Here is a 21,157-nt window from a genome sequence, read left to right as displayed (position 1 = left end):
ATCTTATGGACCATCCGCATATTTTTAGAGATCGATCTAAATCCAAAATTTTAGTCGGGATCAGTGTTTCCGTATTCTTTTTGATTTTCGGGACGGTATCCTTAGTCTTCGGAGACGATTGGGATAAATCGAACGAAGATAAATGGAATGCAGCTTTTATGGAAACGGTTGCACACGGAGAAAAACTTTTTCATGGGCCTCAATTGGGAGGAAATACGGTCCAATGTGCCATGTGTCATCCGAATGCGACGAATACTCATCCGGAAACTTATCCTAAGTTCCAAAAACAGATCGGAAAGGTTTCCACATTGAGGGAAATGATCAACTGGTGTATCCAAAACCCTTTGCAAGGAAAACCTTTGGCGTATGACGATCCTAAGATGATCGCTCTGGAAGCATATATTATGTATGAAAGAAGGAACTCGGTCTTGGCTCCGGGAAAACATTAGGGGAAATGAATATGATCCGATCTAGTTTGTTTTTAGGGATCCTTTTGATTTTGTCCCTCTCCTTGGTTTTTTGCAGATCCGAGATCAGCGATTCCAGATGTAAATCGGATCTGGAAAAAGGACTCTCTTTGTTTGGGACTGTGGAAGATATTCAGGCGGATAAACCTGTCTCAGTAAAAGAATCCATCTCTTCGGGAAGTAAGGATCTTCTCTACGTCCCCTTCTCCGCAAAAGTAAGACTAAAGGAAGATGTTCGCAATTATGTTCATCATGCCCAAGAAGGAAGGTATCACAGGGAATATGTGGGTTGGGTAATGCAAAATTCCGTAAACAAATCCGGAACGGAAAAGTTATTACATTTTTCGCTATTAGCGAACCTTTCTTCTTCTCGCTGGTACGATGCAAAAAGCGGACAGATCATTCCTTTAAAAGGAGTTCTAAGATATAAAAAAGAAGGAAGTGAATGGGTTTCCCTGGGTGCATTTGATAATTAATATTTTTGAATATGCAATGGTCGGGATCTTCTCGGTTTTCAGCAATACGAGAAGATCCCGCTTTCATTACCACAGCACTTGATCCGCAGGGACCCTTGCGGATTCTTTTTATATAAGAATGCTCATTAGAATGTGTACAATCCAACAAGTGACCGTTCTAACGGAGCAATTGGAACTTCTCTAAGGTAAGGATTCTGCGTATTCTTTCAATTTGGATAAGAACCGATCTGCTTCCGGATAGGACAAATGTAGAGCATCGCTGTCTTCGTAGACATCTTTATGATCGATAAACCAAAGATATTGAGAAAGAGGAAAATATTTCTGAACAGTCTCTCTGGTCCTTGTTTCTTTTGCGGAGACCAGGATTTCGGGATGCATAGGCATTTCGAAAAAAATGGGCCGGACACCTTTGGATTCTAATTCTTTTAAGACGGAAGATAGATACGTCATTCTATCATCTAATTTTTTCTGTTCTACCGCAGCTCCATACCAACGTTTTACTTCTTGCAGATGTTCTTCTTTTAGTCGATTGGAAATTTCAAGAGCTTGTTTTTCCGCTTCGGGATTTTGTTTTGCTTCGGCGGCAAAAAGGCGATCCGTAAATTGGAGCACAAATCCGACTGCATAGTTTAAGGGTTGTTTTTCCGATCTGAGGACCGGGAAATTCCGTCTGGTAAAAACGAAAAAGGGATCGGTATTCTCTAAGGAGAATTTTTCGTTCTCTTTTACGGAAAGTTGATTTACTTCAATCAAAACGAATTTGGGAGAAGTATCCGAATATTTTAATATAGATAATCCTGTTAATGCACCTTCTCCCACTAGAGAAAGATTAAACCAGCCAGTGCCGGGTTTTGGTAACATTCTATCCGACATGGAAGATCCAACGATCACAAATTTGGAATCTTTTCCTTCCGTTAAAAAACTTTCCACCCGGACCCGATTATGCTGCCACCAACTCTGCTTGGGTATTTTATAGGGTGAAAAAAAATGCACAAAACCGGAATACAACCCTAAGAAAATCAGAAAAATAGTAATGAGTCGGATAAAAAATTTCATAGTTAAAACTGAAAATAGATAAATGCCGCAGATGGTCCTTTGTTTAAAACGATCAGAAAGAGTAGGAATGCATAACCTATTATCGAAACTTTTTCGATCGTTTCTTCCGAATACTTCTCTTTATAGTCCGTCCTAGAAGTTAGGTTATCGATATGTATCCGGTTCTGGGCTTCCAGAGCCGACCGGCTCTTAAACCATCCGTATAGATGATATAAAAATACCGGAATGGAAAAGAATATTAAGAATGTGCAAAGTTCCCAGTCTGTTCCCAAACTTAAATTCGTTCCTAATAATTTTAAATATTTCACCGCTGTTCCAAAATCAGGCAACCGGAATAGTAGCCACAAAAGAGAAACGCTTAAGAATACGAATCCGGCCTTTATAAAGGAGAAAAAACGATTCTCGGGTAGTTTGAAGGGAAAATTCTGTTCTAAAAATCTTTCGATCAATAACAAGAGTCCGTGACCGATTCCCCAAACCATATATCTCCATTCAGCTCCGTGCCAAAGTCCGCCCAATGCCATGACCAAAAATAGATTTATATAGGTCCTTACATTTCCTTTTCTATTTCCTCCCAAGGGAATATACAAATAATCCCTAAGCCAAGTAGAAAGAGAAATATGCCATCTTCTCCAAAATTCCGAAAAGGTGGAGGATATATAAGGAAAATTGAAATTTGTAGGAAGTTTATAACCGAATAGGAATGCGGTTCCGATCGCGATCAATGAATATCCCGCAAAGTCCGCAAAGATCTGAGCGGAATAACCGAAAATCAATAGTATTAAAGTAAGAGTAGAATGATGGGAATTATAAGGAAAATCGATAACGAAAGTAAGATCGTTCAGGTTGTCCGCGATCACCGTTTTTAAAAAATAACCTAGGATCAATATTTTTGCAGCCTGGATCCATGGAATATCTTTGAAGTATTTTGTTTTGATCTGCGGAAAAAATTCCTTTGCCTTAACGATAGGCCCTGCTACCAACTGGGGAAAAAAATTGATATAGAGAGAAGATTGCAGGATCAGTTTAGGGTAGGGAACCTTCTCTTTGAAAATTTCCGGACCTATCCTATAAAAATCCACCACCATGCTGATCCCATGGAAGGTATAAAAGGAAATACCGATCGGAAGCGGGATTAGAAAGATCCAATGTAGATCCGAGGTCCCCGAATTTCCCAAGAAAGTTTTGGCGAATAGCCCGCTATATTTAAAGAAAAATAATACGGTTAGGTTCAGGACTACACCTAATGCTAAAACCCCTTTTTTGGATCTAAATTCCGGGGACTGGATCAGATATACGATACTCGCATTCCAAAAGATAGAGAATAAAAGTAAGATGAGTAACCAAGGATCCGTGTATGCGTAAAAGTAAAAACTCGCGGCGACTACTGTCAGAAGTTGAAATCTTTTTAATAAGGGGATATAATAAATAGTAAAGGTAATGAGTAGGAATAAAAAAAATCCAAAACTATTAAAATTCATAGGAAAGAAAATCTGACTGGTTCAAATTCTTTCCTGGAATCCTTAGGTCAAGAACCTATTATACTTCTCTGGCTCCCTTTACCAAAAACATTTCGATCTCTCCCTTGTTCTTGGCTTTTATCAATCCTCTGGACTCGCAGATAAAATCCTCTCTCACAAAATGGAACGTATCCAAGGAGATATTCACTTCTCCTGCTACTCCGGAACTTTCCATACGACTTGCGGTATTGACCGTGTCTCCCCAAATATCGTAGGCGAATTTTTCGGTCCCTATGACGCCGGCGACCACACTTCCCGTATGGATCCCTAAACGTAATTCCCAGGTAGGAAGGCCTAATCTCATTCTTTCTTCCTTTTGCTTTTTCATAAATTGTTGGAATTCCAAACCGCAGAACACTGCATCTCTTGGATGAGTACGATTCGGAGTAGGAAGTCCACCCACCGCCATGTAAGCATCTCCGATGGTTTTGATCTTCTCCAAGCCGTATTTTTTAGCGATCCTATCGAATTCCGCAAAGAAGAAGTGTAGTTCTTTCACAAGTTCTTCGGGACTCATTTTTTCGGCAATTTGCGTGAAACCCGCCATGTCCGTGAATAATACCGTAACACTATCATAACGTTTTGGTTGGACACGGTCGTTCATTTTTAATTCGTCCGCTATCGATTCGGGAAGAATATTCCGAAGCAGGTTGTCCGATTTTTTTCTCTCTATATTCAGGTTCCTGCTGAGTATGAAGATCAGTATACCGGTCAGGATCTGAACGAAAATATAGTTTCCTCCGAGATCCATATATTCGGAGTCTCTATCTTTCTGCGGAACGATAAAATTCGGATAAAAGTATTCGAATATATATAGAAATCCCGTAACAAATGCGTAAAATCCATAAATAAGAAATATATTATGGTTTTTTAAAAGAATAGTGGCGATCACTAATGCAGGAATAAAATAATAATGATTGCCTCCGTTAGATCCCCCATGTAAAAACCAAAGAGAAGATAAATATACTAGTATTGTCAGATTTAGAGGCCAGAACAGAACGTAATAAATATTCCTAAATCTGGAAAAATAGTACATAATAAGGAGGATGGAACCGGATATTAAATTTAGAAGAATGACCCGATGTGAATATTCTGTTTTCTCTTCGAAGAAGGAGCCTAATATATTCAAACTTCCGTTTACAAGGGAAATTGCATTGAACAATCTATGCTCTAACGAATTCTTCTTTGGGTCCCCAAAGATCAAATAAATAAGCTGGATTAACTTTTGTTTCATAAGATTGTCCGGAACTTGAGAAGTCTGAATATTCGGAGCAGGGCTAAAATTTTCATAAATCGGAAAAAATTGCAAGTCTCAACTGGAGAGATCGGACACAATCCTGTCTCCGAAATAAAAATTGTACAAAACTTTTAGTATAGAAAATAGACCCGCACCTTTCGCTTTTGATTGTCTGGAAATCTCAAATAATATCTTCCATTGGGAGATTAGTATGGAATATCGTTCTTTGATGGAAAATCTGGGATCGTATAAGTTGGTGGATTCCGAAGTGACCCCGTTCAGTTCCACTACCTTCAGATCTTTTCCTTCCAAAAAATCTTTGAGAGACGAAAATCGGATATCGTATCTTCCAAAATAAAAACCCGAAAAAGAGGAAGAGATCTCGTGGATCTTGTTTTCCAATTCAGGAGTGATCCATTCAGATCCGTCCAAAAATAAAGTTCCTTGGCAATGATTTCCGGCTTCCGTAAGAAGTATATTTTCTCCTAGTCCAGGGATTCGTTCCCAAACTTCTGAAAATCTTTTTCGGAATTTTTCCTTTTGTATTTTAAATCTGGGATGGGTTTCCACTAATTTGGAAAGAGATGAGGTCCCGTCTCCGATCAACTTTGGAAATACTTTTCTAGTGATGGAGAATATATTACCTTTGGTCTCGTTCGGATATCTATAATAAAAAACTCCAACCTCGAAAGGACCAGGGTGGTATTCTTGGATAAGTAGATCCACATTCGATTCTAACAAACAATCTTCCAAATGTTTTTGACTTAAGATCTTTCGGACACCTTGTCCTCTTTGCCCGGAATCCGGCTTGAGTATGATGGGAAATCCTAATCCAAAAGTATTCATTTTTTCTAAAATAGAATTTACGTCTTTGGAACCTTTTGGAACTAGGAAAAATTTTAATACGTGCTGAGGATCCAAATTTTTTAAGATCTGATATTTCGATTCTCCTACGAGACCTCCTAACGGAATGCCTGGATTGACGGCTGCAATTGACCCGAATCCTAAGGAGGAAAATGAACCGTATCGAATAGATCGAATGGATTCAAAAACGATATATGGGATCAAAGGTAGATACAACTTCCAAGTGGGCCAAAATTCCATCGGATCGGATTGTTCGAGTAAATCTTGCTCGGTTTGTATCTCTAACATTTAGATGACCGGATCCCAAGCGAGAATAGAAAGATTCGCTTTGTATTGTAGTGTGGAGATCGCAAAACCGAAACTTTCCGGAATATCGTCGAACCCGAGATCGTGCTCAAGCGCAACTCTTACGATCGCTTCATGGTGGATCGTATGCTCTTGTACATAAAGTAATTCTCTATCCCAGGAAGATTTTACCACATTTTCCGAACCGGAAGAAGAATGGACTAAATAAGAAACTTCAACTTCTCCCTCCCAATCTTTTAGCTTGAATTCTCTTACTAATTCTTGAAATCGATAAGCGGCTGCTTCGGGGGAATTTTCGTAGATAGGATTTCTTTTTCTTTGGTCGTAGGTAACAAACCTTATATCATATCCGTTTAATAAAGCTTCCGCAAATTCTAAACAATGTCGGACCTGTTTACCTATACTCGCCCCGGACAGTAAATGTAAAGGGCGAGCATAATTTCTTTCCGGGAGCCTAAGGAGTAATTCTGCGAATCTTAAAAAGATGATCTCGAGAGAATCTATTAAATCTGATTTCGTCTGCCTCATTGAGGGAAACTTCGAATAGTAACGATTTAAGTTACAGTATAGGATAAAAAAACGCCCACAGAATGCGGGCGCTTTTGCTCGGGAAACATATACCTTCGGATCAGCCGAATTTTCCTGAAATATAATCTTCCGTTTCCTTTTTAGAAGGATCATGGAACATCTTTTTGGTAGTATCGAATTCCACCAAACGGCCCATATAGAAAAAACCGGTATAATCGCTTACCCTAGCTGCTTGTTGCATATTATGAGTAACAATCACTATCGTATAAGAGTCCTTGAACTCGGAGATAAACTCTTCCACTTTTTTAGTGGAGATCGGATCCAATGCGGAGCAAGGCTCATCCATTAAGATCACCTCCGGATTCATTGCGATCGCTCTTGCGATACATAATCTTTGTTGTTGTCCTCCGGATAGCCCAAGTGCGCTATCATTCAACCTGTCCTTGACCTCTTTCCAAAGTGCGGACTTTCTCAGACTTTCCTCGACTATATGGTCCATTTCGTCCTTGGAGACTCTGCCGTTCAGTTTCAGACCGTAGGCGATATTTTCATAAATAGATTTAGGAAAAGGGAAGGACTTTTGGAAAACCATTCCGACCCTTTTTCTAAGTTCCACAACGTTCATGAGGGGATCATAAATGTTGATACCGTCAATTTCCAATTTACCGTTCACTTTGGAACCGTCGATCACGTCGTTCATACGATTGATCGATCTTAAAAAAGTGGATTTTCCGCAACCGGAAGGTCCTATGAACGCAGTGACCTTCTTCGCATGAATTTCCAAGGAGATATCATGTAATGCCTGGTTTTCACCGTAGAAAAAGTTGAAATGGCGGGATTTTATTTTTACTTTTGTATCTTTCATCTGAGATTAACTCCTCGCATCTCCAATAAAAACGTTATACATGGGTCTTACCCCTGGATTTTCTGATTCTGTATCTTAAGAATGTTGCGAAAAAACTCATCCCGAAGGTAAGAGTTAATAATACGACCGTTGTTGCATATTGTTTCGGCATCGCAGCATCCACGTCCGGCGATTGGGTCGCCAATACGAACAAATGGTAGCCTAATTGCATAAATTGATCGGAAAGGTGAGAAGGTAATTCCGGCAAGGAATACACAACTCCTACGAATAGGATCGGAGCCACTTCTCCAGCTCCTCGTCCGATCGCAAGGATTGCTCCCGTTAAGATCCCGGTCAAAGAATTCGGTAAGATCAATTTCCAGATAGTCTGCCACTTAGTTGCGCCTAACGCGAGACTGGACTCTCTCATTTCTCTCGGAATACTTCTCATAGTTTCTTCTACGGAAATAATAACTACGGGTAAGGTGAGAATTGCTAGTGTAGCTGCAGCCCAGATTAGAGCCGGTTTGCCCCAAACAGGAGTGGTATTGTTCGCAACATAATCCATTCCTTTTCCGATAAACTGGATGAAAAAACCGACACCGAACAAACCGAATACGATGGAAGGAACTCCCGCCAAGGTATTGATGGCAAACCTGACCGTCATAGCGAACCTGGAATCTCTTGCAGTGTATTCGGAAAGAAAGATGCCGGTAGCTGTTCCTATCGGAATACTACATAGGACCATTATAAAAACTAGATATACTGTTCCATAGATAGCCGGAAAGATCCCGCCTTCTAAGTTATTATTCCTAGGAGCTTCGGTCAGGAATTCCCAACTGACTCCTGAAAATCCCTTATAGAATATATTCCCGAGCATGAGTAGGACAGCTGATAGAATCAGTCCCGTAGCAAGCATGGGAGCTCCGAGAGCTAATATGGAATATATTTTATCTCGGATGACTCTTTTTCTTTTGAGTCTGACTTTTTTCCATTTCAAAGAAGTTTACCAAATTTTGTTCTTAGGAGCCTTGGAACTTTCTCATAAGCCGCTTTTTGACGTACAGCTCAGTGATGGCGTTCAAGGAAAAAGTGAATAGGAACAGAAGTACTCCCAGGAAGAACAGAATATTATAATGTTCCGATCCCCAGATAACTTCTCCCATCTCCGCACCGATCGTGGCGGCAAAAGTCCTGCTCGGATCAAATATGCCGAAACTCATCATAGGAGCGTTGCCAGTAGCCATAAGGGCGATCATCGTCTCTCCGAATGCTCTTCCGACGCCCAAAAGTACAGCGGCGAAAACCCCAGGCAATGCAGCAGGAAGCATCACTCTATAAGCGGTCTGCCATTCCGTAGCTCCTAATGCCAAGGAGGCCTGTCTATACGATTGAGGCACTGTGCTTAATGCGTCTTCTGCCACCGTAAAAATGATCGGAGTAACCGCTATCGCAAGGCCTATCCCTCCGGTGAGAGCGTTCAATCTGAAATCTATATCGAAGGTTGCTTTTACCACGGTGGCTACGTCCATTAAGCAGAAAAATCCGATCACTACGGAAGGGAAGTTAGCAAGCATTTCGATGGCAGGTTTAACGATCTCTCTTACTTTTCTAGGTACGAAAAACGTAATATTCAATGCAGCTAGAATAGCCAAAGGTGCTCCGAGTAAGATCGCTATGATCGTAGTTTTTGCAGTCCCTACGATCAAAGGTAAAATACCGAATTTAGGAACGGAAGAAACAGGCTGCCAAACCTTGCTGAAAAGATTTTCGAAAAGGGAAAGTTTTTCAGGCTCAGGAGAGGGGACAGCTACCGTTTTATTCAACTCCAATGTATCTCCGTCCGGATTGTATTCCGTAGGAGTATCCGAACTGGAATCAGGGTTATATTCCGTAGGGGCCTCGGAGCTTTGTGTAGTAGAGCTGGCTTGCGGAGAATCCGAGAAGAATAAGGAAGAAGCTTCTCTAAAGACGAAGAAAAATATGAGAAGAATAATAAGGATGGAGGTTGCGGCGGTTCCTTTTACCAAGGTTTCCGCGAAAACGTCTATTTTTCTTCTGCTCGGATGTAAAAGATATCTCAGCAGAGGATCGAGTTTGCTCATTGAATATTCCGATTTCTGGATTTAAGATCGGCTCCCGTTTCCGGGAGACGATCTCACAATATTACTTTTTCTTAAGAGGGAAGTAACCTACGTCCTTCACTACTTTTTGTCCGTCTTTTCCGATCACCCAATCGATAAACTTTTTGGTTTGGTCTTTTGGTGTTTCTCTTAGATAAAAATAAAGATATCTGGAGATCGGATACTTGTTGGTCAAAATATTCGCTTCGGTCGGAAGTTCCGCTTTAGAATTTGCATCCGCAGAGACCGCTAGATCTTTGACTCCGGAAGCGTAAGCCGCACCGCCGTAACCGATGCCCCATTTATCTTTGGAGATCGCGTTCACTAATGCCGCAGTTCCTACCATATGTTGTGCAGAGGGATCAAAGTCTTGTTTTTCCAAAACATGCTCTTTGAAATACTCATAAGTCCCGGAGTTGTTCTCACGGCTATAGAGTACGATTTTGTGATCTTCTCCGCCAACTTCTTTCCAATTGGTGATCTTTCCCGTGAAAATTTTACGGATCTCTTCTACGGAAAGTTTCGCAAGTGGATTCTTTTTGTTTACATAAAGAGAAATACCGTCGATTGCAACCTTGATTTCCACGCCGTTGGATTTATATTTTTCCTTTAACTGTTGGATTTCTTGAGGTTTGAGAGGACGAGAAGCGGAACAAATATCCGTGGTCCCGTTGATCAGAGCCGCAATCCCGGTTCCGGAACCTCCTCCGGTTACTTGGAATTGAACGGATTTGTCAGGGAAGGTTTCGGTCCATTTTTGGACCAGGATAACCATTGTGTCGGATCCTTTAATTGTGATTGTCTTTTTCTCTTCCCCGGATACGGAAAATGAAGAAAGAACGAATACTAATAAGACAATAAGTCTTAAACCTATCTTTTTCATCTATTTGATATTTCTCCTGAAATATTTTTGGATCGTAAACGAGAACCGTTACGAAAGGATTTCTCAAATATTACAATCCTGATACACTCTGTTCTATTGCATAGATTTGGCATTCTAACGCATTCTACGAAAGTAAGTCCCTGCCTGCAAGAAAGTACAGGGACTTTTTAGGATTAGTTGTTAGGAAATCCTACCGCCGCTTTGATCTTAGTACCACAATCTCCCCCGGCTTGCCCCAGGTTTGGATCACAGGTATAATACCTAAAATTCACAGGACTCGCATTTGTAGGGATCCCTGAGCCCAAGAAGCCTAAACTACCGCAAGTCGAAGTGGAAAGAGCGGATTTCCTAAGTTCCGTATCCAGAGAATGTCCGAACATTACGTAAAGATAATAATTTGTGGGAGAGATTGTGGAATTGGAAGTTCCTAATACGGTAAAATGATCGTAACATTCTCCGGTATAGTCCGTGAAATTTCCCGCGGCCTCCACCACTACTATGGATTGGTTCCCATCGTCGGGAGTTCCAACTAAGGCTCCTAATAAAGCCGAATCATCCTTTGTCTCTGAAGAGCAAGAAATCGCCAATAATCCCAAAAGTGGAAGTATGAATTTAAGTTTAGATTTCATAAAATTTACCTTCTCCTCTTCTTAATCTAACCTGGTGTTCAAGTGGTCCGGTGAAACTGTTCCGGTCCAGAAAGTTGCCTGAAGTTGGAAATAGACGGTTTGGTTATTTATAACCTCAGGTTCACGAGTTACCGGATCCACTCCTAATTTTAAAATAGGGATCTGGTAGAACAATTGGGCCTTGAACAAGTGTTTGTCCCCGAACAGGTTCAAACCGACCCAATAGTATTTTTTCATATCCGTTTCTTCTATCTTACCGTTACGATTAAAATCCCCTTTTAGGAGATCATATCTGAAAACGGGCATAATATAATACTTATCGAATATTTGAATATTATAACCGACGGTCGCTTGCCATCCGGAAAGATTGTTAGAAGCCGCTCCCGTATAAGTAGTATAGGCTCCGCTCAAATAGATGCCGTTCCAAGACATGGTTCCGTCGTAGGTATAGCCTCTTAGGTCCAGATTTTTTTGGCAGTAACTGGTTTGGTAGCTGGCAACAGTGCAATCGTAAGTGCTATTGTCCGCAGTCGTTTGAGTCGTAAAAAGATATTGAGTTGGAGCTCCTCTTGGGATTGCTCCGTCCACTGCAAGAGTGGACGCAGGACCGGAACTAAAGCTTGCGTTCTTAGTCTGCATGGCGGCGGCACCCAGGGAAATTTTCAGATCTTTTTGGAAGATCTCTTCCCCTTCCTGCCAACCGACATTACTTCCGTTTTCCTTAACAAGACCTCCGAGAACATTCCATTGGACTCTCGCAAAATATAGAGGAGAATTTAAGATAGGCTGGTGTGGTCTTCCTGCAACCGTTAGGTCCTGGCGTCTACCTGTTCCATAGTCACCCCCTGCACCGTGTCCATTACCTGCCATTAGATCGATGGTCAGATATTTTTCGTATTTCCCTTCGAAAAAATCTTTCAAAGGGGAAAGTCTTAGATTCACACCCATATCGAACTGGGGATAAGCGTTAGTCATATAAGAACGTTCTAATGCGATGAAGTTTGCGGAAGACATCAGATATTCTCTGTGGAATTGAGTAGGTAATTGACCGAAACTCAACCGTGCTCCTAATATCGGAATATTCACAAAAAGGAATGCTTCTTGGATATAACCTCTCCCTTCTTTCAAGGAAACATTGGTTACTTCTCCTGTAGAGTTCCTGGATTGAGTGATATAAGGGGCGTTCAGCATATTTTCTCCCCTGAGGTTGATCATCATTCCCCACCAAGACCCGCCTTGGTATTGGATCCCTAAACGAAGACGTCTGAAATGCCAATCTACTGAATTGAAATCCTCGCTTCCGTTATTATAGTTGGACCCTGTTTGTGCCGAAATACCCCTGAATTGCATTCTTCCAGTAACGGTAAGTCTTTCCTTTTGGATTTCTTCCGGTCTGTTTGTTAAATGATTCGGATATGGGTTGAATTTAGGATCGTTCTTGTTGATTGCCTTATCCATTTTGCTCTTAAAACGACCGGGACCTGGTTTGGTGAATAATTGTCCGTCTTGGTCTTCATAGAGAGTGAATTCATCCGGCTTCGGTTTTTCCACTTTAGGAGGTTCGCTTGCTTGCGCAAGTTCCGTTCCTGGAGAGCTTCCCTGGGAGAAGATCGCCTGGGAATAGATTACAAGTCCTAGAATAAGAAAATGGGGTTTTTTCCCCTCTAAGTTCTTTCTTTTTTTAGATTTCTGCTTCATTCAGAGTTACCTTTCGATTCGCTTCTAGGTTTTTTGCTCGAGCGAATTCTTTTTTACGTTTAGGTAACAGAATGACCTCTTTATGTTACAAAATGATTACATAAAGGCAAGGATTTTGTTACAAGCCGTGTTTTTGGAGGTTTTATGCAATTTAGGTATCATTTAAGTTACAGAAATAATACCAAATTATCTAATCGTATGATAAGTCCTTCGGTTCCAAATCAAAACTTTTCTTCGTATCGATGAAGGTCGGATAGAAGGAAGAGCATTCTTGCCGTAAGCAAAAGGATCGGAAAACGAAACATGAAGTCGTTCATTTAAAAGTCGGAATATATAAATTCACTCATTCTTTTTGGGAAAATAAATGGAGTGTAAAGGGAAAAGGGATCTTCTTCTTACGGAGAAGAAAGAAGAAGATCGATCGTGTTAATAGAGAGAGAAATTTACCGGAATATAAACTTTTACTGTAATCGATTTTCCGTCCGCTTTGGAAGGGGAATATCTTTTCTTATAAAAAGCCTCAACTGCTGCATCTTCTAATCCGTAACCTAAGGATTTTCCGACGGGTTTAACTCTTAGAACCTCTCCGGTATCTGCAATAATTACTTCAAGAGTGACTCTTCCGGTAATACCAGCAGATCGAGCTTCATCCGGATATTTAGGAGTAAGATTCGGAGTAAGATCTATCGGCTCCGTAGCGCCTAGTAAGAGTGCATCCTGAGCTCCTGCGATCCGAGAATCCTCTTTTTTCTTGATAGTATCTGTAACTTCGAATTCTCCATCATCTGGAGCTTCTCCCACATTCGGATCCTGGATCACAAGATTCTCCACGAAAGCGACTTCGTCGATCAGCTTATCCAGGTGATCATACGTAGTAGGAGGAGTGTACCAGAAAAGAAGTGCTGCGATTTGTAGAACAGCGGAAGAACCTAAGAAGGTTTCCATTCTGTAACGGTCCACAAATCTGCGGAGACCGGACTTTTTTTTGGAAGAAGGAGGAGGAGAAACAACTTGGTTCATTTTAGACCTCCTCCTTGTGTGGTTTTAGTAACTAGAGAAATTTTTAAAGCGCCTGCTTCTTTCAAAAGTTCGAATACATTGTCCAGGTCCGCGTAATCCAATTCTTTATCCGCGTGGATCAGAACTTTCAGATCCGGAGTTGTTGCAAGTTTTGCACGAACATTATTGATCGCTTCATTCAAGGGCATCCTTACTTGGTTGAAGTATATGGACTTCTCCTTATCCGCGCTTAAATATAAATTTGCGATTTTTTTATTAAGCTGCTCTCCACCGGGTACATCCGGAAGAGCGATGGGAAGATCGGGGTCCGTATCCAGGACCGAAGTCACCATGAAGAATACCAAAAGAAGAAAGGCGATATCGGCCATGGAGCTGACCGGAATAGAAGGTGGAGCTTTTTTCTTTTTAAGTGCCATATCTTATTTTAATCTTTTTACGGAGACTTGTTTAAATCCTCTCAACTGCACGGCAGAAAGAGCATCCAGCATATTTCCGTATTTTGTTTCACCGGTCGTTTTGATCAGAGCGACTTTTTCATCGATGTTCGGGATCTCCAGATCGTTCAGATCTTTTCTGAATTCCTTCAGATCCTTGTAATCACGAGTTCCGAGGACTTTATTCCTCATCTTGATCGTTTCGCCGGCCACCAATATCTCGTAGATATTCTCGCGTAATACTAAGGTAGGGTTGGAGTTTTTTCGGGGAAGTTGGATATTTAGTCCCTCCTTCACGAAAAACACCGCGGTCACCATAAAAAATACGAGAAGAAGAAACGCGATATCCGACATGGAAGAGGCGGAAATTTCCTCCAAACCTCTTTTTTTCCTAAGCTGAATCATATTCCTGTCCTAATAAATTGGAAATACTAAGCTTAAGCTCTTGCGTTACGTTTCAGGAATTCTTTATAAATTCTGTTTGCAGCTTCTTCTACTTCGGAAGTAAATCCGTCGATCCTGGAAGTCAGGTATTGGTGGAAAGTCATCGCTGGGATCGCGATGATCAAACCGGCCGCGGTGGTGATAAGAGCTTCTTTGATACCGCCCGCTACCACTTTTGCGTTCACTTGGTCCGCGTTTGCGATCGCATCGAATGCGTTGATCATACCGGAAACAGTTCCTAAGAACCCGATGAGAGGAGCGATAGTCGAAACAGCCGCTAAGATCACAAGACCTCTTTCCAGGACCACGATCACTTCCGCAGCTTCTCTTTCGATACCTTTTGCGAAAATTTCAGCGTTACCCGCGGAAACATCGATACCGTTTTTCAGAATGTCGGAAATTTTATAAGAAGGATTCGCTTCGATAAATTCTTTCGCACCTTCGAAACCTTTTTCATCCACCTTCTCCCCTAAATCTATATTAAATCCTTTCGGAAGAAGTTTGGAAGTAGTGAGAAAGTAGATCCTTTCGAAAATAATTCCGAGAGCGATGATGGAAGAGAGAGCCAATGGATACATCGTCCATCCACCCTTATTGAACAGATCCACAAATCCCCATGTTCCGCTTTTTTCGACCGGGGCAGGTTGTTCGGCAGGTTTTTCTGCGGACGGTTGTTCGGTTTTATTTGCGTCGGTAGGCGCAGCATCTTGAGAGAAAGTAGGTAGAGTTGCAGTAAGAACGAATCCTCCTACAAGTGCAATGGCGATCCATTGACGTAGAGAGAGATTAGTATATCGATTATGCATAGCTTTCGGAAGCTCCATAAGAAGTAATGAGACATTTTTACGAGATTTGAGTTACATATTTATTACGAAGCGGTTACGGGTTGGTTAGTTTGGGAGCGTAAGGGTCGCATTCCATTTTTTGGAGTTTTAATTGATTCCGTTTTGTAACCAAAATTCGGAATACGACCGTTTCTAACGATTATTTAGAAGGATAACCTCCGTAGGTCATTTTTCCGATCATATAGATCGGACTCTTCTTTTGTACCAAAACTCTTGTTTTGAGCTCGTTTTGGATGGATGATAGAAGAGTATCCGAATAGCTGGTCCCTGCCGCATCTACTGCTACTAGGAAGTGAACCGAGTTCTCCGGATCTTCATCCGCATCCAGATCGTCCCAAACCGCTAAAATATTTCCGGAACCGTTCACTCTACTCGGATCAGGGAAAAAAACGGCTTCGTTGGATCTATTTTGGGGGCTTGTGGGAATTCCTTTATTATAGATTACTTTGTCGGTGATCAGAACTAGATCGGAACCGGAAAAATGAGGAGGAATGTATACTTCCGTAGGGGCATCGGAACGTTTACCTGTCCAGATCACTACGATAAATCTTCTATCTTCGAAATGATTTGTGCCGGTATCTGTAGTCCGAACCGCTCCCCATTTAAAGACATTATTCCATGTATCATATCCGATCGTATTATAATAGAAACTCATGAGAGAACCTTGGATCTTTCTTGGATAACCTCTTTGTAGGACGTGATAGTCCATATTGGATTTGGTTCCATAATTTCCGATTACGGAGAAGTCCTCGTCGTTCCAAGCATCCTTAGCGGTCAGAAGTTTGGAAGTATTACCATTCATGTATTCTTTATGATTATCGTAATAATAGTCCCAATGCCATTCCGTACCGGACACGACAGGGTTATAGAAATCGGCGAATCGAGTTTTCTTAGACTGTTGCTGGTCGGAGATTTCCATGGCTTGGTAGACTCCGCTGATTAAACGTGCAGTGTCCTGAGCTCCTACTCCTTTCAATTTCATTCCGAACTCGCTTAAGAAAACGGGAATATCCAAAAATCTAGCTTCTTTTCTTATCTCATCCAATGCTTTGAAGTACGTTCCATTATCGATCCCCGTTAGATCCAAACTCAATCTACCTGCATCGTAAAAGTGAGAATTAAAAACAAAACCTTGGCCAGGTTTAGAAGTCAAATAACCTCCGCCTGTCGCAATTCCGCCGAAGTTGGTATTCCAGAATACCATCGGCTCCGCGTACACCCATTTGTTTTCCCAACCGTTTTGGTCCAAGGATTGTCTTACCTTATAATAGAAAGGCCAAAGTTTCTGGTTGTCCCATTGAGCGGGCGAAAGGCCTTCCATACCTCCGTCTGCCGGTTCGTTGAATGGATCCAGTCCGAGAACATAATCGAACTCTTGACTAGATAAGTTATTTTTAATATAGGATAAAACTTTTCCGATCTGCCAGATATATTCCGTTTGCATGTTCCTAGTACCATTGGGAACCGAGATCGGGGCGTTATTCCAAAAATTACGGAATCCTCGGCGGACCGCTTCGTTGGTAAAAAGATTTTGGCCCCAAGTAAAACAGATCCCGCAGGATTCCTGAGGGTAAGATCCGCCTGAAATTATCCACGCAGGAGCTCCGTTTCCGGTATACCAAGAACCTTTATTAAATAAATATCTGGAGAATAAGTCCTGGTGATAATCCAATAAGATGTACATTCTGCGCGCTGCGGCCGCTTTAAGTTGAAGGATGACAGCATCCAGATATGCATAGTCGATCGTATCCACGGAAGGATGGACTCCTTCCCAAGCGATTAAATATCGAACCATATTGGAGCCTGCAGATTGACCAAGAAGAGAGAAAGCATTCTCCGCATCCGCAGTATTTCGAAATGGCTTAAATCCATCGGAAAGAAGTTTCGTATTCCCAGCTAAATTAAACCCTCTGAAATACGTTTCCCTTCCTAAACCATCCACGAAGATCCGATCCGTTGACCCGGAATAAGATTTTGTTCCCAGTAGAATTTTCCGATCGGATTCGGAACCTATATAATCCAGAGAGTGAGAAACGGTTGCGGAGTCTGTTGCGGCATTTACTTCGTATTTGTTTGTTTGTCCTTCCGATTCGGATATGTTTAACAAAGAAAAAACGGAATTATCGATATTGCCTGAGCCTACGTTCCCACAAGAAGAGAAACAAACAATCATCAATGCCATTAGTATTTTCATATAGAGCTTAGGAGTCATGTGTAGCGATCTGAGATGAAAAATTTCGAATGGAAAGAAATTTTTAATGAAGTGGAAATTAATTTAAAAAAGACGAACTTATTTATTCATCTCGTTATTTTTTATTAATCGAGAGAGATAAGTGAATTGTAAGAGGATTATTTCAGTCGTGAATTATGATGGAGTAGTGATTTTAAAATTTGGACTATGGTGAGCGGCTGATGTGTGGAGCCTGCTTCTGTTTGGGAAAACATGTGCAAAAACCGCCAAGCGAGAACAATCAGTGATTGCTAAAGTTCAAATAGAATGAAGCTTGGGTGGTTCCGATTCAAAATTATTTTTTTGTGATACGGGATTTTTTCTTTAAAGTTAGTATTTACATCAGATGGTTTTTATTTGCTTACAATTTTGGTGTTAATACTTCATGATCTTTACTTTAGATGTTTTTGTTGCTTATGTAAGAGAAGTATAATTCATTCATTTTATACATTTAAGAAAGGATAATCGGCCGAAACAAGGCAGGAATTTTGCTGAAACTCTTATAAAGGAACTAATTTTCTAATCCCGGACCGCAGTAAAATCAATTAGAAGAGTCTCACAGCTCTCAGGTCTAAAGGGGGGAGGGCCACATTTGGGATTACAATCCTGGGTGGAATGAAAGCGTTTCTCCATATTATTAAGAATACTAAGGATTTAAGAAATGTGTATTTTTTGTTGACTATCTGAGTGTAGAATAAAAGTGTGTATATACACATATTGGAGTGTTCGAGGCTATATGAATACCCTGGAAAAAGAATGGTTGGAAAATTTTATTCGGTTTTGGGCGGCGCCTCAAAGCCGGTTTGAATTATTGCGTTCCCTATTTGCAGAAAATATCAAATTGATTGCACCAGGAACACCAACAGTGCGCGGGTTGAGGTGTGCGCTAATGTTGTTTGAAAAAACATTCCAAGAGATGCCTGACCTGCACGCAACTATACATCGTTATGCATTTAGAGACGATATATTATTCATAGAGATGACTTTCAAGGCGACCATCGCGGGTGAATCATTCGCTTGGGATAACATTGATCGGTTTTTGTTAGCTAATGGAAAAGCTTTGGAAAGAAAGGCATTTTTTGATCCAACGGAATTGCAGAGACGTTTCAGTAATCATTCCAAGTGAACTTGATTAGCATTTTGGGGAATCTGCGGATATTCTATGCAAGGAAAGTGAAGTCAAATTTGCAATCAAACAACCTGCAATTAAATCAAGCTCCATATCTCCAGGAATCCTCTGCTTCGAACCCCGGACCGGATTTACCTTAAGCTATTCTTTTCCCACAGAGGGCACGGAGTTCACAGAGAAGGGGAAGCGGTGATTTTATTTAGCAAAGTCTAGTTGGGGCTTACCGGTTTTGGGATAAGTTTTTTCGTTCTCCGCCTGCATGGGCGAACATGCGCAAAACCGCCCACAAAACTAACCTTCCCATCCGTAGGAGCTCCTACAGCAAAACACCCAGCATCGTCGACAGGAATATCAATTTTCTATAATACGATCTCATTTAAGCGAAAACTACAACTCCACTGATCATTCGAGAACGCCCAGAATCGCCGTAGTATGAAATAATTTATTTCCAAATTGAAAAATGCCCATCCACCTCCAGCTCAACAGCAAAGTTCCCACCCAAACACAAACCCACTACTTCATTTTGACAACGCTCATCGAATCCACGGATTTTATACGACGGAAATTTTATTATGGCGATTTAATTTGTGACAGTTGAAACGGATATTTTCCAAGAACTTCAATTTAGGGAAGCGCAGGGGTGCGTTTATTAGCTGTACATTGCAATTTGGCAGGGGATAGGCTGATTTTGTCTTACATTTTTTCAACTAAAACAAATAAATCATCAGATAATTTATCGATCTTTGACCCATAAACATTGCAATCAGTCAATACTCTACAAAAATTAAAAACATCACCTGATTCAAATTTTGGCGAAATTTTATCGAGCAATTCCTGTAAAAAAAGAAGCTGCTCTTTGTTTAACTCTATATTTTGCTGACTTTGATATTCCTTATTTCGTAATTTATTAAGCTCATCGCGGATTTGCCCCACTATTTTCTCTGCTTTATTCAATTTTTTATCCCCTTAGTTTTTACTACCCAAGACTCTTTGACTTTTGGTATGTAAACTTGGCTTCCTCCTCCACTATACACTTGCCCATTTTTTGCTGTTTGTGAAGCCGCTTTACCTATATAGACTTTTGTTCCTTTAGGAACTCGCATAACAGAAACTTTTGATATTTTATTTCCCCATTCAGGTTTAATAGCCAATGAGTTTATAGCGCGCCCCCTATTTATAAACCTATTAAAACTCAAAAAAGGTCCAGCAATTCTCGATACTCCACCATGATATCTATAAAGAAGAGTATCCTTTGTTAATATAGTGCTTGTATACTCTCCGTTCGCGAAGGTTTTTGCAACCTTTGAAGGGAGTTCACCTCCTATTGGAATTTTCCTTGTCAAAGCGAAAGTCGCAATTGTATTAACTACATCCCCACTTACTCTTCCTATAGCATCATCTCGTTTGGAATCGTTATCACTAAGCAGATTTTGATAATTTATAGTAACATCTGAAAATCTCTTTTTCGCTACATCCCAGCCCTCTTGGTATATATCATAAGTACCTTTTGCAGCTGAAGCAGTTTGCATTCCAGACCAAACCATTACACCTGGCATTCCAAAAAGAGCTGCAGTAGCAGGTCCTTTAAGAGATTCGGCTGTGTTTTTCAGAAACTGGCCTTCTTGATCAATGAAGGCATTCCAAGCATCTATAGCTTCATGCCCAGTCGGATCTTTATACCGAATCGGATTCCCTGCTACATACGAGAACCGATTCCACCCCTGCGTGCTCCGCGCCCCGTCAATAAGCGTATCCGCGCTTGTAAACCTCGCAATCTGCGGATCATAATACCTTGCATTATAAAAATAGAAATTCGTCTCTCTGTCCAACTCCTGAGAGTTATATTTCGGAGCAAAGTCCAGAGTTCCTCTCTGGACAAGAGTCTCTCCATAAGGCTCATACTGCATCCTTGAGAGAGTATGAGCTCCTTCATCCAATACATGAGCTACTGAATCTACTTGGTCTGTTAAGAAATACGCAGTGACTCCATCTTCATTCAGAGCAGCGATCCGGACTCCGTTTAGATAAACGTTGTTGATCGAACTTAAGATATTTGTTTCTTCCGAGTATTCGAGTCCGTAGAATTTACTTGGATATAGGATCTCTTGGTTTTTGAAGGAAGCTCCACTTGGTACTAATGCTTTCTTACGAACCCTAAATCCACCTTCATCATACCAGTAATTTCCAATCGTTGTGCTCAGTGCATCTTGGACCTGGGTAATCCTGTTTTGAGAATCTACTGTGATTGTTTTAGTGAGATCTTTGAAGTTATCTCTCTGGTAGGTCATGTTCCCGGAGGAATCGTAACTCATGACCAGACGATTGTTTCCACTTTGTGTGGAATCTATATGTGTGACTTGGTGGTTGGAATATTGGTAATTCCACTCGTCTACGAGTGTGTTATCGTTAAAGTTATGATTTCGT

The 21,157-nt window shown here is 41.0% G+C and carries 21 protein-coding genes; 3 read left to right on the top strand and 18 right to left on the bottom strand.

Annotated elements, in window-relative coordinates:
• Window positions 1-5: 5 nt before the first annotated feature.
• Both LEP1GSC192_RS16020 and LEP1GSC192_RS16015 read left to right on the top strand, forming a co-directional pair.
• Window positions 6-449 carry a c-type cytochrome gene (locus LEP1GSC192_RS16020; RefSeq protein WP_020771059.1) on the top strand — a complete coding sequence of 148 codons (444 nt, stop codon included), beginning with the start codon at window positions 6-8 and terminating at the stop codon, window positions 447-449.
• A gap of 11 nt (window positions 450-460) precedes the next feature.
• Entirely contained in the window at window positions 461-943 is a 483-nt protein-coding gene (locus LEP1GSC192_RS16015) for a hypothetical protein (protein ID WP_020771066.1), read from the top strand.
• A 180-nt stretch (window positions 944-1,123) separates the two neighbouring features.
• On the opposite strand, the gene LEP1GSC192_RS16010 is transcribed toward LEP1GSC192_RS16015, so the two are convergent.
• The 16 genes from LEP1GSC192_RS16010 to LEP1GSC192_RS15935 all read right to left on the bottom strand — a co-directional run bounded on the left by LEP1GSC192_RS16010 (window position 1,124) and on the right by LEP1GSC192_RS15935 (window position 17,568).
• Window positions 1,124-1,873 carry a hypothetical protein gene (locus tag LEP1GSC192_RS16010; protein WP_232421071.1) on the bottom strand — a complete coding sequence of 250 codons (750 nt, stop codon included), beginning with the start codon at window positions 1,871-1,873 and terminating at the stop codon, window positions 1,124-1,126.
• 128 nt (window positions 1,874-2,001) lie between these two features.
• Complete coding sequence (locus LEP1GSC192_RS16005) at window positions 2,002-3,480, bottom strand: MBOAT family protein (RefSeq protein WP_020771020.1); 1,479 nt, start codon at window positions 3,478-3,480, stop codon at window positions 2,002-2,004.
• Window positions 3,481-3,538: 58 nt separating this feature from the next.
• Window positions 3,539-4,753, bottom strand: a complete 1,215-nt coding sequence (locus LEP1GSC192_RS16000; protein ID WP_036090647.1) for an adenylate/guanylate cyclase domain-containing protein — start codon at window positions 4,751-4,753, stop codon at window positions 3,539-3,541.
• Between the two features lie 78 nt (window positions 4,754-4,831).
• Window positions 4,832-5,908 carry a hypothetical protein gene (locus LEP1GSC192_RS15995; RefSeq protein WP_020771023.1) on the bottom strand — a complete coding sequence of 359 codons (1,077 nt, stop codon included), beginning with the start codon at window positions 5,906-5,908 and terminating at the stop codon, window positions 4,832-4,834.
• Window positions 5,909-6,454: a hypothetical protein gene (locus tag LEP1GSC192_RS15990; protein ID WP_020771050.1), complete on the bottom strand. Its 546-nt coding sequence runs from the start codon at window positions 6,452-6,454 to the stop codon at window positions 5,909-5,911.
• A gap of 100 nt (window positions 6,455-6,554) precedes the next feature.
• Window positions 6,555-7,319, bottom strand: a complete 765-nt coding sequence (gene pstB / locus LEP1GSC192_RS15985) for a phosphate ABC transporter ATP-binding protein PstB (protein WP_020771022.1) — start codon at window positions 7,317-7,319, stop codon at window positions 6,555-6,557.
• A 34-nt stretch (window positions 7,320-7,353) separates the two neighbouring features.
• Complete coding sequence (gene pstA, locus LEP1GSC192_RS15980) at window positions 7,354-8,298, bottom strand: phosphate ABC transporter permease PstA (protein WP_020771041.1); 945 nt, start codon at window positions 8,296-8,298, stop codon at window positions 7,354-7,356.
• A gap of 22 nt (window positions 8,299-8,320) precedes the next feature.
• Window positions 8,321-9,403, bottom strand: a complete 1,083-nt coding sequence (pstC, locus tag LEP1GSC192_RS15975; protein WP_020771040.1) for a phosphate ABC transporter permease subunit PstC — start codon at window positions 9,401-9,403, stop codon at window positions 8,321-8,323.
• A gap of 61 nt (window positions 9,404-9,464) precedes the next feature.
• Complete coding sequence (locus LEP1GSC192_RS15970; RefSeq protein ID WP_036090626.1) at window positions 9,465-10,304, bottom strand: phosphate ABC transporter substrate-binding protein; 840 nt, start codon at window positions 10,302-10,304, stop codon at window positions 9,465-9,467.
• Between the two features lie 173 nt (window positions 10,305-10,477).
• On the bottom strand, window positions 10,478-10,933 hold the full coding sequence (locus LEP1GSC192_RS15965; protein WP_020771032.1) for a hypothetical protein: 456 nt from the start codon (window positions 10,931-10,933) through the stop codon (window positions 10,478-10,480).
• A gap of 21 nt (window positions 10,934-10,954) precedes the next feature.
• Window positions 10,955-12,631 carry a hypothetical protein gene (locus tag LEP1GSC192_RS15960; RefSeq protein ID WP_020771058.1) on the bottom strand — a complete coding sequence of 559 codons (1,677 nt, stop codon included), beginning with the start codon at window positions 12,629-12,631 and terminating at the stop codon, window positions 10,955-10,957.
• 426 nt (window positions 12,632-13,057) lie between these two features.
• Complete coding sequence (locus LEP1GSC192_RS15955; RefSeq protein WP_020771049.1) at window positions 13,058-13,651, bottom strand: energy transducer TonB; 594 nt, start codon at window positions 13,649-13,651, stop codon at window positions 13,058-13,060.
• Entirely contained in the window at window positions 13,648-14,067 is a 420-nt protein-coding gene (locus LEP1GSC192_RS15950) for a biopolymer transporter ExbD (RefSeq protein ID WP_020771021.1), read from the bottom strand. The genes LEP1GSC192_RS15955 and LEP1GSC192_RS15950 overlap by 4 nt, the downstream gene beginning before the upstream one ends.
• A 3-nt stretch (window positions 14,068-14,070) precedes the next feature.
• Entirely contained in the window at window positions 14,071-14,490 is a 420-nt protein-coding gene (locus tag LEP1GSC192_RS15945; protein ID WP_036090623.1) for a biopolymer transporter ExbD, read from the bottom strand.
• A 32-nt stretch (window positions 14,491-14,522) separates the two neighbouring features.
• Entirely contained in the window at window positions 14,523-15,335 is an 813-nt protein-coding gene (locus LEP1GSC192_RS15940) for a MotA/TolQ/ExbB proton channel family protein (protein WP_020771039.1), read from the bottom strand.
• Between the two features lie 178 nt (window positions 15,336-15,513).
• On the bottom strand, window positions 15,514-17,568 hold the full coding sequence (locus LEP1GSC192_RS15935) for a hypothetical protein (protein WP_036090643.1): 2,055 nt from the start codon (window positions 17,566-17,568) through the stop codon (window positions 15,514-15,516).
• Window positions 17,569-18,340: 772 nt separating this feature from the next.
• Here LEP1GSC192_RS15935 and LEP1GSC192_RS15930 point away from each other — a divergent pair.
• Entirely contained in the window at window positions 18,341-18,730 is a 390-nt protein-coding gene (locus LEP1GSC192_RS15930) for a nuclear transport factor 2 family protein (protein ID WP_036090620.1), read from the top strand.
• 696 nt (window positions 18,731-19,426) lie between these two features.
• On the opposite strand, the gene LEP1GSC192_RS15925 is transcribed toward LEP1GSC192_RS15930, so the two are convergent.
• Window positions 19,427-19,687, bottom strand: a complete 261-nt coding sequence (locus LEP1GSC192_RS15925) for a hypothetical protein (RefSeq protein ID WP_036090617.1) — start codon at window positions 19,685-19,687, stop codon at window positions 19,427-19,429.
• A partial coding sequence (locus LEP1GSC192_RS20110; RefSeq protein ID WP_232421068.1) for an RHS repeat-associated core domain-containing protein occupies window positions 19,684-21,157 on the bottom strand: 1,474 nt, incomplete at its 5' end. The genes LEP1GSC192_RS15925 and LEP1GSC192_RS20110, both read right to left, overlap by 4 nt.

The sequence above is a fragment of the Leptospira sp. B5-022 genome, from assembly GCF_000347035.1.
Classification (GTDB): Bacteria; Spirochaetota; Leptospiria; order Leptospirales; family Leptospiraceae; genus Leptospira_B; species Leptospira_B cinconiae.
Note: the sequence above shows the minus strand (reverse complement) of the source record. Positions and strands in the feature narration are given on the sequence as shown.

Bases quoted from the DNA above. Each gene is read 5' to 3' on its own strand.
- LEP1GSC192_RS16020 (WP_020771059.1), top strand. From the start codon at position 6: ATGGACCATCCGCATATTTTTAGAGATCGATCTAAATCCAAAATTTTA.
- LEP1GSC192_RS16015 (WP_020771066.1), top strand. From the start codon at position 461: ATGATCCGATCTAGTTTGTTTTTAGGGATCCTTTTGATTTTGTCCCTC.
- LEP1GSC192_RS16005 (WP_020771020.1), bottom strand. From the start codon at position 3,480: ATGAATTTTAATAGTTTTGGATTTTTTTTATTCCTACTCATTACCTTT.
- LEP1GSC192_RS16000 (WP_036090647.1), bottom strand. From the start codon at position 4,753: ATGAAACAAAAGTTAATCCAGCTTATTTATTTGATCTTTGGGGACCCA.
- LEP1GSC192_RS15995 (WP_020771023.1), bottom strand. From the start codon at position 5,908: ATGTTAGAGATACAAACCGAGCAAGATTTACTCGAACAATCCGATCCG.
- LEP1GSC192_RS15990 (WP_020771050.1), bottom strand. From the start codon at position 6,454: ATGAGGCAGACGAAATCAGATTTAATAGATTCTCTCGAGATCATCTTT.
- pstB (WP_020771022.1), bottom strand. From the start codon at position 7,319: ATGAAAGATACAAAAGTAAAAATAAAATCCCGCCATTTCAACTTTTTC.
- pstC (WP_020771040.1), bottom strand. From the start codon at position 9,403: ATGAGCAAACTCGATCCTCTGCTGAGATATCTTTTACATCCGAGCAGA.
- LEP1GSC192_RS15970 (WP_036090626.1), bottom strand. From the start codon at position 10,304: ATGAAAAAGATAGGTTTAAGACTTATTGTCTTATTAGTATTCGTTCTT.
- LEP1GSC192_RS15965 (WP_020771032.1), bottom strand. From the start codon at position 10,933: ATGAAATCTAAACTTAAATTCATACTTCCACTTTTGGGATTATTGGCG.
- LEP1GSC192_RS15960 (WP_020771058.1), bottom strand. From the start codon at position 12,631: ATGAAGCAGAAATCTAAAAAAAGAAAGAACTTAGAGGGGAAAAAACCC.
- LEP1GSC192_RS15955 (WP_020771049.1), bottom strand. From the start codon at position 13,651: ATGAACCAAGTTGTTTCTCCTCCTCCTTCTTCCAAAAAAAAGTCCGGT.
- LEP1GSC192_RS15950 (WP_020771021.1), bottom strand. From the start codon at position 14,067: ATGGCACTTAAAAAGAAAAAAGCTCCACCTTCTATTCCGGTCAGCTCC.
- LEP1GSC192_RS15945 (WP_036090623.1), bottom strand. From the start codon at position 14,490: ATGATTCAGCTTAGGAAAAAAAGAGGTTTGGAGGAAATTTCCGCCTCT.
- LEP1GSC192_RS15940 (WP_020771039.1), bottom strand. From the start codon at position 15,335: ATGCATAATCGATATACTAATCTCTCTCTACGTCAATGGATCGCCATT.
- LEP1GSC192_RS15935 (WP_036090643.1), bottom strand. From the start codon at position 17,568: ATGAAAATACTAATGGCATTGATGATTGTTTGTTTCTCTTCTTGTGGG.
- LEP1GSC192_RS15930 (WP_036090620.1), top strand. From the start codon at position 18,341: ATGAATACCCTGGAAAAAGAATGGTTGGAAAATTTTATTCGGTTTTGG.